14 protein-coding genes are annotated in these 12866 nt (G+C 54.9%); 5 read left to right on the top strand and 9 right to left on the bottom strand.

What is annotated here, in order from left to right:
* The first annotated feature begins 36 nt into the window (after window positions 1-36).
* Window positions 37-432: a response regulator gene (locus LCM21_RS06600; protein ID WP_224889885.1), complete on the top strand. Its 396-nt coding sequence runs from the start codon at window positions 37-39 to the stop codon at window positions 430-432.
* Window positions 433-464: 32 nt separating this feature from the next.
* On the opposite strand, the gene LCM21_RS06605 is transcribed toward LCM21_RS06600, so the two are convergent.
* The 4 genes from LCM21_RS06605 to LCM21_RS06620 all read right to left on the bottom strand — a co-directional run bounded on the left by LCM21_RS06605 (window position 465) and on the right by LCM21_RS06620 (window position 3766).
* The gene (locus LCM21_RS06605; protein WP_224889886.1) at window positions 465-1853 is read right to left on the bottom strand and encodes a sensor histidine kinase; all 1389 of its coding nucleotides are present in this window, start codon (window positions 1851-1853) and stop codon (window positions 465-467) included.
* 227 nt (window positions 1854-2080) lie between these two features.
* Complete coding sequence (locus LCM21_RS06610) at window positions 2081-2458, bottom strand: response regulator (RefSeq protein WP_224889887.1); 378 nt, start codon at window positions 2456-2458, stop codon at window positions 2081-2083.
* 259 nt (window positions 2459-2717) lie between these two features.
* On the bottom strand, window positions 2718-3278 hold the full coding sequence (locus tag LCM21_RS06615) for a TetR/AcrR family transcriptional regulator (RefSeq protein WP_224889888.1): 561 nt from the start codon (window positions 3276-3278) through the stop codon (window positions 2718-2720).
* Window positions 3275-3766 (bottom strand): HPP family protein, encoded by a 492-nt coding sequence (locus LCM21_RS06620; protein ID WP_224889889.1) that lies wholly within the window; start codon window positions 3764-3766, stop codon window positions 3275-3277. The genes LCM21_RS06615 and LCM21_RS06620 overlap by 4 nt, the downstream gene beginning before the upstream one ends.
* Window positions 3767-4057: 291 nt before the next feature.
* Here LCM21_RS06620 and LCM21_RS06625 point away from each other — a divergent pair, with 291 nt between their 5' ends.
* Window positions 4058-4618, top strand: coding sequence for a CIA30 family protein (locus LCM21_RS06625; RefSeq protein ID WP_224889890.1), 561 nt, complete (start codon window positions 4058-4060; stop codon window positions 4616-4618).
* 51 nt (window positions 4619-4669) lie between these two features.
* Here LCM21_RS06625 and LCM21_RS06630 read toward each other — a convergent pair whose 3' ends face one another.
* The gene (locus LCM21_RS06630; protein ID WP_224889891.1) at window positions 4670-4855 is read right to left on the bottom strand and encodes a hypothetical protein; all 186 of its coding nucleotides are present in this window, start codon (window positions 4853-4855) and stop codon (window positions 4670-4672) included.
* A 3-nt stretch (window positions 4856-4858) separates the two neighbouring features.
* Window positions 4859-5104 (bottom strand): YdcH family protein, encoded by a 246-nt coding sequence (locus LCM21_RS06635; RefSeq protein WP_224889892.1) that lies wholly within the window; start codon window positions 5102-5104, stop codon window positions 4859-4861.
* A gap of 173 nt (window positions 5105-5277) precedes the next feature.
* Here LCM21_RS06635 and LCM21_RS06640 point away from each other — a divergent pair, with 173 nt between their 5' ends.
* Window positions 5278-6210, top strand: coding sequence for a hydrogen peroxide-inducible genes activator (locus LCM21_RS06640; RefSeq protein ID WP_224889893.1), 933 nt, complete (start codon window positions 5278-5280; stop codon window positions 6208-6210).
* Between the two features lie 42 nt (window positions 6211-6252).
* Here the strand turns inward: LCM21_RS06640 and LCM21_RS06645 are convergent, their stop codons facing one another.
* On the bottom strand, window positions 6253-9396 hold the full coding sequence (locus tag LCM21_RS06645; protein ID WP_224889894.1) for an efflux RND transporter permease subunit: 3144 nt from the start codon (window positions 9394-9396) through the stop codon (window positions 6253-6255).
* A gap of 12 nt (window positions 9397-9408) precedes the next feature.
* Window positions 9409-10569 carry an efflux RND transporter periplasmic adaptor subunit gene (locus tag LCM21_RS06650; RefSeq protein ID WP_224889895.1) on the bottom strand — a complete coding sequence of 387 codons (1161 nt, stop codon included), beginning with the start codon at window positions 10567-10569 and terminating at the stop codon, window positions 9409-9411.
* A gap of 87 nt (window positions 10570-10656) precedes the next feature.
* On the opposite strand from LCM21_RS06650, the gene LCM21_RS06655 reads away from it, so the two are divergent.
* Window positions 10657-11298, top strand: coding sequence for a TetR/AcrR family transcriptional regulator (locus tag LCM21_RS06655; RefSeq protein ID WP_068332801.1), 642 nt, complete (start codon window positions 10657-10659; stop codon window positions 11296-11298).
* A gap of 10 nt (window positions 11299-11308) precedes the next feature.
* Here the strand turns inward: LCM21_RS06655 and LCM21_RS06660 are convergent, their stop codons facing one another.
* Entirely contained in the window at window positions 11309-11773 is a 465-nt protein-coding gene (locus LCM21_RS06660) for an NUDIX hydrolase (protein WP_319003904.1), read from the bottom strand.
* Between the two features lie 231 nt (window positions 11774-12004).
* Between LCM21_RS06660 and LCM21_RS06665 the strand changes: the two genes are divergently transcribed.
* Window positions 12005-12820, top strand: coding sequence for a DeoR/GlpR family DNA-binding transcription regulator (locus LCM21_RS06665; protein ID WP_224889896.1), 816 nt, complete (start codon window positions 12005-12007; stop codon window positions 12818-12820).
* Window positions 12821-12866 lie beyond the last annotated feature (46 nt).

A 12866-nucleotide genomic window follows, 5' to 3' on the forward strand; every position in this document is an offset into this window, starting at 1 on the left:
GGGAAAAGCCAAATTGGAAAACGCGAAAGACGATCAATGGGCGAACTAAGAACCATCCTGCACGTTGATGATGATGACGATATTCTCCATTTGGCCAGAATGGGGTTCGAGATAACAGGCGGCTTCTGTGTTCATCAATGCCGGTCCGGGGCCGACACGCTTGCCAGTATCGGGTCTGTAAACCCGGATCTTTTGTTGCTGGATATGATGATGCCGGATTTGGACGGCATCATGCTGCTGTCAAAAATCAGAATGATGCCGGCATTTGTGAACCTGCCGGCGGTTTTCATGACCGGTAGTGTTGCATCAGGCGGGCAGGGCGCCAAAGACCTGCCCGGAGTAATCGGTTTTATCATCAAACCGTTTGATCCCCTGACCATCGCGGGCCAGCTCGAAACAATCTGGGCCGAGCGGGGTGCGACCGGGACCTGACTTGAAAACCCGTGATGTGGTCTGCCTGAGGGTTATCCTTTGGTGCAACTGCCGGGAACTGGGTCGGATGTCGGCAGCTCGACGATAAATGTTGTGCCGGGGCCGGTGTTTTTGGTGTAGGAAATCGATCCGCCCAAAGCCTCCATGATACGCTTCGAGATATTCATCCCCAGGCCGGTGCCCCCGATCTTGCGTGTGTCCGATGCATCGATCTGAGAAAAATGGTCAAAAACAATTTCATGATCCTCTTCTGCCAAACCGATCCCGTGGTCGCGAAACAGAATGCGGGCCTTGCCATCCCCTTCCTGAAGCGAAACCAAAACTGTGCTTTCCGGTGGTGAAAACTTTGCGGCATTTGCAAGAATGTTGGTAAAAACCTGTTTCAACCGGATTTCGTCGACATTCACCCAAACCGGTGTCTGGCGTGGGTCCGACTCAATGGCAACACCCAAGGAGTCTGCAAAAGGCTGATTTTCGGCAACAGAGTCCGCGATAACGTCCACTAGGTTGGATTTCTCGCGTGAGATTTTCATTTTCCCACTCTCGACGCTCTGAAGATCGAGGATTTCGTTGATCAACATCAACAACCGCTCGCAGTTTCGCTGGGCCACGTCGAGGACAAAACCAACCTTGTCCGGCAAGGCACCCAGTTTCCCCGAAGCCGCCAAATCAACCGATCCCTTGATCGAAGTTAGCGGCGTGCGTAACTCGTGGCTCATCGTCGAGACGAATTCGGTCTTGGCCTTATAGGCCATTTTCGATTTCTCGTGCTCTTTGCTCAGGCGGGTCATCTGGGCGAGTTGGGTGCGGTAGAACCCCAGGTAGCTTCGGGAGCTGTCAAGAACAAAGGTCAGGACAAAGAGGCTGGTAAAGAACTGCGCCCAAAGTTCGGATTTGATCGGCGCGTCGGTCAGAACGATGTCACGCAGCGGGATGAACAGGAAAGCGGCTGTAAAAATCACCAGTCGTATGATGAGAACCGATAGCAAATGATGGCTGTGCATGGCTGCAAACAGCGCGCCGGAAAACAGAAAGAACAGTGACATGAAATGCGTTGTCGGGCCTTGAATGACCGCAATCCCGATCGAGTACGTCACGATGATGGCAGTATTGATCAGCGCGCCTGCATAGAGAAATGGCAACCGTTTGCGCGCCGAGGCAACATCGCCCGGATCAAGTTTCAGAACCCGTTTGAAGGACCAGAAATCAAAGATCTCGGAACAGATGACAAACAGCGCAAGTATACCCGCGAACCGGGCATCATAGTAAAATGCGGCAAGGCCAAGCGTCGCTACATAGATGATCTGCCTTTGCCACACGAGTTTGACGCCGACGTGGCAGTAGTCTCGCATTCGTTGCACAAGCAGGAGGGATTGGTTTTCTTCTACAGGCTCTTTCACGGCCGGATGCAAATTCGTCAAACGCCACGTCCTTTTGTTTGCCCGATAGCAATTCGATAACCCCTGCTGCTTGGTTGACAAACCCGCAAAGGTTGAAATGTTAAGGCTCAGTATATCCGGAAAAGTGGTGGGTGGTAGGGTAAAAACCTTGCACAAATACTACATTTAGAACAAGCGGCACGGTCAATCCGTTTGTGCCAGGTGCAAAAGGCTGTTCGGGGCCACCTAAACTGCGATAAGAAAACGGCTCACCTATTCAATATCGCGTTTAACTGATCCGGAAGGGCGATTGGATCAAAGGGTTTTGTGATGCAATCGACCTTGTACCATCCGATAAGCGTTTCCTGGAACGCCTGATCTGTTTTTGCTGTCATAAAAACCGCGGGTGTTTCCTTGTACGGGTCAAGTTTCCGCAACTCCCGCAACAGCTCAACCCCGTCCATTTCCGGCATCATTACATCAAGCAGAAAAAGATCCGGTTCCAGCCCCGTCAGGTTATCCAGCAAAGCCCGGGCCGAGTTGAACTGCGCAATGTCGAATCCCCCGACGACCTCAAGCGACATGCGCGCAATCGAGATGATGTCTGCGTCGTCATCGACATGCACAACTTGCGCTTTGCGTTCCATTATAAAAACCTCGGTTGTTTGGTCGGGTTTGCGGCACCAAAATAGTAACCGTCAAACTGCACGATGTCAGTGAGGCTTTGGCCAATATACCGCAAATCCGCTGATTGGGTCACAGCTTAGGTTGACACTGCATCAGCGACGATTTTGCGGAGGAGAAGAAAGCTTTTAAAATGTGGCATTCACAGCAGGCATGGGAGTGTGGCAAAGCGGCAAGGTCTTTTACCAACTTGCAAATGTCCCGCCAAGGGCGCTGTCGCAGCTAAGGGTTCGCCCCCGGCTTTATGCGCAAGTCATCGATGAGCGAATGGAATGTCTCAGGATGTTCGGTGGCGCGGGCCAGTATGATGCCACCTTGTATTGTCGCGACAATCCTGCGGGCCTGGAACAGGGCGTCTGAAACTGTAGGCTGCAGCCTTTCAAGGCACGCGGCAAGGGATGAAATCCATCTGTTAAAATATGACCGGACCGCATCAGTAAACTGATCCCGCGTCGCGTCCAGCGCAAAGGCGCCGACAAGGCAAATCCGGTTGCCACCTTCGAAATAGGCCGTAACCGCATCCAGCATCTTGTTTATAGCGGCTGGCGGCGGCAGAGAGTCCAGAATGGTGAACACATTTGTTTCAAACCACTGCGCGACATGCGTAAGGACCGCGGTCGCCATTTCTTTCTTTCCACCGGGAAAAAAGTGGTAAAGGCTGCTGCGGCCCAGTCCCGTGCGGGCAGAGATGATGCCGATGCTTGCCCCTTCGTATCCGTGATGACGGAAAACTTCGGCAAGAACAGGAATGACGTCATCTCTTTCCGCGACGGTACGTGTCATTTTCCGGACCCTTGTGGATATGCCTGTCCACTCAGCCGATGAAAGAAACTCGCCAGAATTACAAGAACTATTGACCCAGAGAGAACGGGAAATACCAGAAAAAGGAACCCTGGGTCGGCGGCGAAAACGACCAGCGGGTTGGCGCCTGCCGGGGGATGTGTCACGCGCAAGGCAACCATAACGGCAATGGCAAGACCTACGGCAAAGGCCAGGGCCCACCATTCGTCAGGCAACCAAAGGCGCATGAGCAGGCCAACCAGGCTGGCCGCGAAATGGCCGCCAACGACATTGATGGGTTGGGAAAACGGGCTTGCCGGAGCGGCAAACAAAAGGACGCAGGTTGCGCCGAAGGGTGCCATAATCAGCGCCAGATGGGCGCTGTCGGTCAAAAGCCGCAGGCAGGCAATAGCCAGAAGCCCACCCATGCCTGCAAGAACAACGAGCCTGACACTTGGCGTTGGGAGGCTTCTTTCAAAGTAACGGTGCATAGCATATCCTGTAACGATCATTCCAAGTTGTAATGATCGGTACAGAGCTGGCCGGATCGGGTCAATCGCGTTCGATTGTGTTGACGTTTTTTTGAAAAGGTCGAGATCAGGGTCGCCAATGATCAAACCGTTCTAAACGGTGTCACGTCGGCGCACCCTAGGTTTCCTCAGTGTTGCTGGCTAGAAGATAGTCAAGGCTTGCTGGCATCAGGCGCCGGTCTAGGTTTGTAGTCACGAATGGTCGGGTAAAAACTTGGCCAGCGATTTGAGCGCTCATGACCGGGAGATTTAATGATGCGGCTGTTTTTGAAACGGTCATTTGTAGTAGCCCTTTGGCTACTTACCCCCATCGCAGTCACCGCTGAGGACATCATGATTGAGAATTTCAAGGCGCAGCCAGAGACGCGCTGGCGCTTTTTTACCGATGATGTGATGGGCGGGGTTTCTACCGGGACGGTCGCTTTTCTGACCGAGGGCGACACGACTTATGCGCGCATGACTGGCAGTGTGAGTACCGAAAACAACGGTGGGTTCATCCAAATCCGGATGGATTTGCCTGATGGGGCGCCAGAAGATGCAACCGGTGTGCGCATTGTTGTGCGCGGCAACAGCCAACGGTATTTTGTGCATCTTCGCACCAGCGGAACCGTGCTTCCATGGCAATACTACCAAGCAGGTTTTGATGCAAAAGAAGGCTGGAGCGAATTACGCCTTCCTTTTGAAGCATTTGAACGATCTGGACAGCTTCTTCGCGCTGTACCCCGTGCGAGCAGTCTGAAATCAATCGCCGTTGTCGCGTTTGGCCGGGACCACAACGCAAAAATTGATGTCAGCGAAGTTGGGTTCTACTGAAAAGGCGAAGCCCCGCACGAGAGGGGTCGCGCGGGGCAAACGACCCAGGGTCTAGCTGTCGTTGGTCTTGCGCAGCGTCGGACGTTTGTCTTGGTTCTGAGCAGGCTTTTTGCTCGCTTTCGGGCGTTCGTTTTTTTGCCCGTTTTCTCCATCGTCAAGGATGGCTCGCTTCATGTCCGTAAGGTCCGTGCTGTGGAAATACTTGAGCCCTGTCATTTGATACATCTGTGGAAACATGGGTTACCTCTGCGGGTGTGGGGGCTGGTTCGGGTTCATGGCGCTCAGCGTGCGCAGAAGCCCGTCGTAATGTGACATCTGGTCCTTCAGCTTGAGCCTACGGCGTTTGAGCTGTTGCAAAGATATGTTGCAAGGCAAAGGCCGCTTAAGCTCATCCGCGATCAGCTTTTTCACTTCGCGGTTCTTTATGTTGAGTTCAGCCAGACGTGTTTTTAAGGAGAAGGTTTTGACACGGGCAGTTAGGGGCATCTTAGTCTCCTTTCGCTGTTGGTGTTCGAGGGTGCATGGGTCAGCTTTCCACGCGGTCTTTTGATCAGGGGCGCGTTTGCCGCTGCCTTGATAAAATATGGGTCCAATTGAACCTTGAAAAAGATGATCATATATGTGGGATTGATCGGAAAAACCTATTTAAAGGAGATGTCATGGCAAGCGGGGTGACGTTGAAGCAATTGTCTTACTTCGTGGCACTGACCGAGGCTCAGCACTACCGGCGCGCGGCCGAACGCCTTGGCATCAGCCAACCTTCGCTAAGCCAGCAGATTGCCGGTTTGGAAACGACACTTGGCGTCGAATTGGTTGAACGTGGCCAGCGCGGGGCGATCCTGACTCCCGGCGGGCGCGAAATTCTTGCGCAGGCGCGGCGCGTTTTGGAAGAGACTGAGGCGCTCACCGCGTTGGCCAGGGATGCCAGTGCCGGTGTAAGCGGGACCATAAGGTTGGGGACATCGCCGACGCTCGGGCCTTACTTTTTGCCTCATGTCATGCGGCGTCTGCGAACGTCTTATCCGTCGCTCAAACTTATTGTGCGTGACGCTGCCCCGCTTGTTTTGCAGGAAGAGCTTCTTTTGGGTCAACACGATCTGATCCTGACACAGCTTCCGGTTCGATCCGCTGACGTAGCGGTTGAACGCCTGTTTCGCGAGCCTCTGAAACTGGCCGTGGCGCAGGATCACGCGTTGTCCACCAAGTCGCAGGCGCGCGATGCCGATCTGGCGGGGCAGGATATTCTTGCGCTGACATCAAGCTATGCATTGCATAACCAGATTGTCGCCTTGTGCGAGGAGGTGGGTGCCAACCCGCGGCAGGACTATGAAGGCACCAGTCTGGACGCGTTACGGCAAATGACGGCCCTGAACATGGGCGTTTGTTTCTTGCCTGCGCTATACGTGCGGTCCGAGGTTTCGCCTGACACGGGCGATGTCGCAATTCTATCGTTTCGAAAGGACCGTTTCACACGCTCTGTCGGGCTGGTCTGGCGCAAACGTTCTGCGCATAAGCGGACCATTGATAGCATCGCGTCAGTTATCCGCTCAGTCGCGCGTGACAAGTTTGCCGGTTTGGTAACGCCGGAGTGACCCCTTGGGTGTCCTTCTGCAGGGTTAAGAACGCCGCCGCCGTTATTCAGCGGCAAGCGAGACAACGGCGTTTCCCGTTGCGCCGGGGTTTTGGCTGGACAGACGCTGTTTTTTGAACCGTCCGCGGTAGACCAAGGCAAAGACCGGTGGCGTGAAGTAGAATGTCACGACCGTCGACAACAAAACTCCGCCAGCAATGGCCACGGCAAAAGGTGGCCAGAAGGCACCGCCGTCCAATATCAGGGGAAGGAATCCGCCAAATGTCGTCACAGTGGTTGAGATGATGTGGCGGCTTGATCCGGTGACTACCCGTGCCATGGCATTCCTGTCGCCGCGGCTTGCCTGGGCGTCTTGCTGCAATCCGGTCAGGATGATGATGGCTGCGTTGATCGAAACACCAATTGACCCGATGACGCCGATTATGGCTTGGATACCAAACGGGAATTGCATGATGGCCAGGGACAGCATGGACAGCCCGGCTGACAATACGCAGACCACCAAGGTGACAACCGTAAGCCGGAAAGAGTTAAAGGTCAGCACGATGGTTGCAATCGAAAGCGTTACGATCAGGCCGACCGAAGCCATCAGATTGCCAACGGTACTCGACCGCGCATCGCTGTCGCCGCCCAATGTCATCGTGTAGCCATTGGGGAGAGTGAAGCCGGACGCGTCAAGCGCCTGCAATACGTCCCGAAGGGCTTCTTCGGGCAAAACTCCCGGAACGATAAACGCCTGAATCGTGTTTTCACGAATTCCATCCGTACGGGTTATCACGCTTTCGGCTGGCTCAATTACGGGTTGCGCCAATTCCGAAAGCGGCACTGCGGGAAACGCACCTGTGGCCGAGACAGCAGCCGCGTTTGGTAGCAGGATTGGCATGCTCACAATCGTGCTGAGATCCGAGCGGACCTCATCCCCAAGACGCACACGGACAGGCAGTTGTTCTGTCCCCTCGATCAGCGACCCTCCTGTCACACCGACTAGCGCAGTATCCAGTTGGGCGGCGATGTCGGCGACGTCCAAGCCAAGAAGCCGGGCTTTGACCTCGTCAATCTCGAACCGGATCTGAGGATTGCCGCCGTTAACGCTGGCCCTCGCCTGAGTCACCAGATCAAGGTTGGCCATAATTGACCGTACTTCATCGCCAAGGTTCCGAAGAACGGTGATGTCTTGTCCCTGTATCTTGACCTCAACAGGCGCGGCAACCGGCGGACCTTGCACCAGATTGCGCACAATGATCTGCGCATCGGGGAAATCTGTGTCCAAACGGGTTTGCAAGTCGGCGACAAGACGGGCCGCGTCGTCAGCGGTATGGGTCGTGATCATCGCTTGCGCAAAACCCGGCTCGCGCGAGCGGTCGCCAACGATGTTGTAGTAAAAGGCTGGCCCGGATTCTCCGATCGTCCAATAGACGCTACTTACGCCCTCATCAGCCAACAGCATCTGGTCGATCTGCATTGCCGTTGCCTGGGTTTTTGTGATTGACGTACCACCCGGCATGTCGACTTCGATGTAGAACTGGTTGCGGTCCACGCCCGGAAAGAACTGCGCCGTAAGTGTTGGGAATGCGGCAAAACCCAGCACCGGCAGGACCAATGCCAATGCGATGGACCGGACCGGATTTGCAACCGACAATCGGATGGACGCTTCGAAAACGCGGGCGAGGGGAGGGATGCTGATGCCGCGGCTCAGTACACCTGCGTCGGTTTTATCTGACAAAAGCCAACCTGCAACCGCCGGTGTCACGGTCAGGGCAACAACCAACGACCACACCAGCATAAGAACCACGGCGATTGCGATGGCACCAACAAAATCACCGGCAGGCCCCGGAAGAAGGATCATCGGCATAAAGGCAAGCGCCGTTGTAACGGTGGACGCCAACAAGGGCGCAGCCAGCCGACGCACGGCATCCTGCACGGCGGTTACGCGCGCCATTCCGTCCTGTAGACGACGCCGGATTTCGTCTGTCATCACGATGGCCGCGTCAACGAGCAAGCCCAATGCGACGATCAGACCGGTGACAGACATCTGGTGAATGGGTAGGCCGATCATGTTCATAGTCGCTAGCGTCGCCAAGGACACGACGGGCAGAACAAGGGCCACGATAGCAGCAGCCCTGAAGCCAAGCGTTATAAACAGAACGCCGACCACAAGCGCCACACCAATTGCCATGTTCTTACCAACCTCGGTCAGGCGATCCGACGTGTATTGGCTTTGATCAAAAAGCAATATCTCCTGAATTCCCAACGGAACCATGGCAGCGCCATCCTCAAGCTCCTGACGCAAAAATCCGGTCCAACGGTCGATCTGAACACCGTCTTGTGCCAGCACTCCGACCAGTACGGCGGGCATTCCATTGGCAAAGGCGAGTGCAGATTGCGGGTTTCGCGCGCCACGATCAACGCTGGCGATGTCGCCAAGCTGCACCACGGCCCCTTCAGCACTTTCGCGCAGAACGATGCTGCGCAAACGGTCGAGTGTTTCGATCTCGCCGCTGATATTGATGGTCAGATCCACGTCGGATTGCAGTCGGCCCGACTGAACCTTGCCATCAGCTTCGGCAATCCGCTGTGAAATCTCGGCCGCGCTCAAACCCAATGCCGCGGCCTTGTCCATGTCAACGCTGACCAGAACCTCTTCTTCGGGCTGTCCAAAGTAATCCACCGCGCGTGTGGCTGGGATTGTGCGCAACCTGTCACCCAAGGATTCGGCGTGACGCCGAAGCAGAGTGACCGGATAGTCCTTGCTCTCCGCCGACACAGCGATAACCGCCGAATAGGCCGAGATACCTTCGGCATCGAAATCCGGTGTCAAAACACCGTCTGGGAAATTTTGGCTGGCATCATCAACGGCATCACGGGCTTCGGACCACACTTGTTCGATGGTGGCTTCGTCCAGAGTTTCAAGCAGCTCTACGGACACGACCGATACACCGGATCGCGACACCGAACGGATTTCATCGACCTCGGCTATCTTTCGAAGCTCTTCTTCGATTTCTGCGGTAACAAGCGCTTCGACCCGCTCAGCGTCGGCGCCCGGAAATTGCGTTGTGACCGTGGCAAAAAGATTGGTGATGGTCGGATCTTCCTGACGTCCAAGCGACAGGAAAGACGACAACCCGGCGGAAACCAATACAAGGATGATCAAAGCGACCAGTCTGGGGTGACGAAAAGTAAGCGTTTCCATGGCCAATCTCCGTCACTCGGTGGTATCGAAGGTGACGCGCTGACCAGCGGTAACGCGCTGTGGCCCCTTGTCGATCAGGACAGTGCCATCGGGAAATACACCCCGGACAAAGACGCGTTCATCCTCGGCATGCAAAACCTCAACGCTCGCCACGCGAACGGTTTTTTGCGCATCTGCCACCAACAGCGTCCACTGTCCGCGGGCGCCTTCCTTCAGGGCGGTGGTCGGCACCCAGGTCCCGACACTTTCGACTGGATCGTGCACGTGGACACGCGCCGTTTGTCCGAACGCAACGTCGAGCCCGTTCTTGAGATCAAACAACGCCGTGCGGGTGCGGGTAAGAGGGTCGATATCTGGTCGCAACGTAGCAAGCTTGGCTTGGTAACGCGCATCGGCAATTTCGATTTCAACGTTCGACAAAAGCGACGGATTCACATCAAGCGGTATGCCTATCCGGACTTGGGGCGAAAGAACTTCTACCATGCCCAGTACCATCTCACCTGATTGCAGCGTTTCGCCCCCATCCACATGCCGTGAGGTTATCCGGCCCGCAAAAGGAGCTTCGATGCTGGATTTTTGAATTCTTACGGTCACGTCGCGCAGGGCTGCGTCCAGCTCTCCGATCCTGGAAAGCAACTCATCTTGTTGTGCGACGGCCTCGTCAAGACGGGCCTGACTGGTAAAGCCCTGACCAATAAGCTTGGTATTCCGTTCGACTGTCTTTTCGGCAAAAGCAAGCTGGGCGGCGATGGCATCGCGCGAGGCAGTCAAGCGATCCTGTTCAACCTCAAGCAATGCGATATCAAGGGTTGCCAGCAACTGACCCTTTACAACCTCTTCCCCTTCATCCACCAGAATCTTGTCCAACCGGCCATTCAGTTCGAATGAGATATCGGCGGACCGCTGTGGTTCGACCTGGCCGATGAAAACCCGGTCAACGGTGAAAGATGTTTCCTGCTTGATCGGAGTCACCGATACAGGCGTGACTGCGGCGGCATCTGGTGCCGGTACGGCATTTGCCCGGCGCGTCAACTCGGACGCTCCGAGATATACCGCCCCCGCCGCAAGGGCGATGACACTGACGGTCAGTCCAATCCGAACCGTGCCGCGCAAAAGGCGTGACAGCAGCGTCGGTCTTTTTGGCTCGGTCGGGCTTGTGTCTGGATTCGGCATATCGGAACCTCGTCAAGTTAGTGCCTCTAACATATGTTAGAACGCCTTACTTTGACAAGAGGTACGTGATCTGCGACATCTTGGATCATGACAAGCACAAAAAATCTTTTGACCAAAGACAGAAAAACGCGGCCTGAAACCGCGAGCAAAAAGGCCTATCACCACGGTGATCTTCGCGCGGCTTTAATAGACGCAACCCGGCAGTTGGTTGAAGAAAAAGGGCCGGACAGTTTTTCGGTTTCAGACGCTTGCCGCTTGGCAGGTGTTTCTACGGCAGCACCCTATAAACACTTTAAAGATAAGACAGAAATGCTTGTGGCGGTCGTGCTTGAGGGGATGGCGCGGCATCGTGAAAACATGCTTGCCGCGCTTGAGGGCATCCCCGAGGGATCACCAGAACGCATTACGGCGATCGGGATGGAATATGTTGCCTTCGCGCTGAATGAGCCCGGTATTTTCCGGTTGAAATTTGGCGGGTTCACGGATCGTATTTCTGACCCCCGCCTTGATGAAGGAGGTCAGCAGAGTTTTGAGATTCTACTGACCGAGGTCGCCAAGTGCCTGGGTGAGTCGGAAATCACCGCAGAGGTGCGTCGGCGTGGTTTCTTACTGTGGAGTTTTGTTCACGGTCTTTCATTCATCTTGCGCGACCATGGTCTTGCTGAAAAAGGTGAGGAGTTCGACTTGCAAACTCTTCTCGACGATGTTGCGGAACGAATGTTGAATTGATTGCGGCTGCCTACGCAGCTTTTCGAAGTCGCTTTATGACGGCCTGAGCTTCTTGATTGTCTGACAGATCCCTTAAAAAGTGCGACAGGTCTTGTTCCGCCACCAGCTTTGCGGCTTGGTCAGGCGAAAACCAGTCACGGGTACGTTCATCCTTTTCTTTCCAGCGTCGCTTTAGCTTTTCAACGACCATGGGGAAAACAGTTACACGACAGCGGACGTCACTTTTGTCTTCGTACTGTTTGTCATAGAAAAAATGACTGATTGGTCGTTTCGAGACAACGCCAACCGCACCTGCTTCTTCCAATGCTTCGATTTCAGCGGTTCGCCAGGGCTTTTTACTGTCCACCACCCATCCTTTCGGAACAACCCACCGTCCCGTATCACGTGACGTGACCATCAGAACGCGAAGATTTCCGCTCTTGTCCCAGCGCATCGGAAGTGCCGCAATCTGCTCTGTCCATTCATTCTGGCGCATATTGTCCTTCGTTTCTGCCAATCGCTTTATAACCAACCCGACATGAACGAGCCCGGTGCATACGCCGGTAGGTTGACTTTCCCAATGTGTTCCACCTGATCATGCTCGCTTAGCTGAACAGTGTTTTCGGTCTGTCGAATTCTCACATTCAATGAGGGCTATGCAACAAAAAATATTGCAAAATGACCGAAAGCCCACAAAAGTGAACAAGAAATTTGGTCGAGCCATGGGATGCCCGAAACAAAACCGCGCATTTTGAAACCTGAAAAGCCTCAGGACCGGGTCAAAAAATCCGACCGGCGCCAGCAAATTTTGCTGGAGTTGAAGCTGCGCCCGCATGTTCGCATCAACGAATTGGCGCAACGCTTCAATGTCTCGACCGAGACGGTGCGGAGGGATTTCGAAGCCCTGTCCAGTGATGGCCTGATCGCGCGTGCCCATGGGGGCGCATCGGCCCCGACGCAAGGGCATTACCCAAGTCTTGATGAACGGACCGGCGCGCAGGTTGAAGAGCGTGAAAGAATTGGCAACTGTGCGGCTGGCCTGGTTCAGGATGGCGAGACGGTCATGATCGATTCCGGCTCGACCACCATCGAAATGGCGCGTGCGCTGGCCTATCTTGGGACTGAATGTACGGTGATTACGAACTCCATTCCCGTTGCAATGACCCTTGGCCAGGGCGCTGTTCAGGTTCTGTTGTGCCCGGGAGAATACCTGGCATCCGAATCCGCAACAATCGGAACCGAGACGCTGGAGTTCCTGTCCCGTTTCCACGTCGACCGGTGCATGATCGGATCCTCGGGGTTTTCAACAGAGGGCCCTTCGGAAACTGTTCGGGGCTTTGCCGCGGTCAAAAGGATGATGCTGACCCGCGCCACGAAACGCCACCTTCTGATTGCGTCCGGGAAATTCGGCCGCAAGGGACTGACCTTGGTTCAGGGCTTTCCCGGGTTGGATTCGATCATCACCGACGCAAAGCCGAAGGGCGAGTTGCTCAGGACGATCAACAGTGCCGAGGTCGATATTCTCGTAGCTGGCAAACACTGAATTGGAAGATTAACAGCGGCCTGCAAAAAAACCGCGCAAACCTGGG

The organism is Ruegeria profundi (assembly GCF_020171505.1).
Taxonomy (GTDB): domain Bacteria; phylum Pseudomonadota; class Alphaproteobacteria; order Rhodobacterales; family Rhodobacteraceae; genus Ruegeria; species Ruegeria profundi.

Coding starts and splice junctions, on each gene's coding strand:
- LCM21_RS06600 (WP_224889885.1), top strand. CDS start 37: ATGGGCGAACTAAGAACCATCCTGCACGTTGATGATGATGACGATATT.
- LCM21_RS06610 (WP_224889887.1), bottom strand. CDS start 2,458: ATGGAACGCAAAGCGCAAGTTGTGCATGTCGATGACGACGCAGACATC.
- LCM21_RS06615 (WP_224889888.1), bottom strand. CDS start 3,278: ATGACACGTACCGTCGCGGAAAGAGATGACGTCATTCCTGTTCTTGCC.
- LCM21_RS06620 (WP_224889889.1), bottom strand. CDS start 3,766: ATGCACCGTTACTTTGAAAGAAGCCTCCCAACGCCAAGTGTCAGGCTC.
- LCM21_RS06625 (WP_224889890.1), top strand. CDS start 4,058: ATGATGCGGCTGTTTTTGAAACGGTCATTTGTAGTAGCCCTTTGGCTA.
- LCM21_RS06630 (WP_224889891.1), bottom strand. CDS start 4,855: ATGTTTCCACAGATGTATCAAATGACAGGGCTCAAGTATTTCCACAGC.
- LCM21_RS06635 (WP_224889892.1), bottom strand. CDS start 5,104: ATGCCCCTAACTGCCCGTGTCAAAACCTTCTCCTTAAAAACACGTCTG.
- LCM21_RS06640 (WP_224889893.1), top strand. CDS start 5,278: ATGGCAAGCGGGGTGACGTTGAAGCAATTGTCTTACTTCGTGGCACTG.
- LCM21_RS06645 (WP_224889894.1), bottom strand. CDS start 9,396: ATGGAAACGCTTACTTTTCGTCACCCCAGACTGGTCGCTTTGATCATC.
- LCM21_RS06650 (WP_224889895.1), bottom strand. CDS start 10,569: ATGCCGAATCCAGACACAAGCCCGACCGAGCCAAAAAGACCGACGCTG.
- LCM21_RS06655 (WP_068332801.1), top strand. CDS start 10,657: ATGACAAGCACAAAAAATCTTTTGACCAAAGACAGAAAAACGCGGCCT.
- LCM21_RS06660 (WP_319003904.1), bottom strand. CDS start 11,773: ATGCGCCAGAATGAATGGACAGAGCAGATTGCGGCACTTCCGATGCGC.
- LCM21_RS06665 (WP_224889896.1), top strand. CDS start 12,005: ATGCCCGAAACAAAACCGCGCATTTTGAAACCTGAAAAGCCTCAGGAC.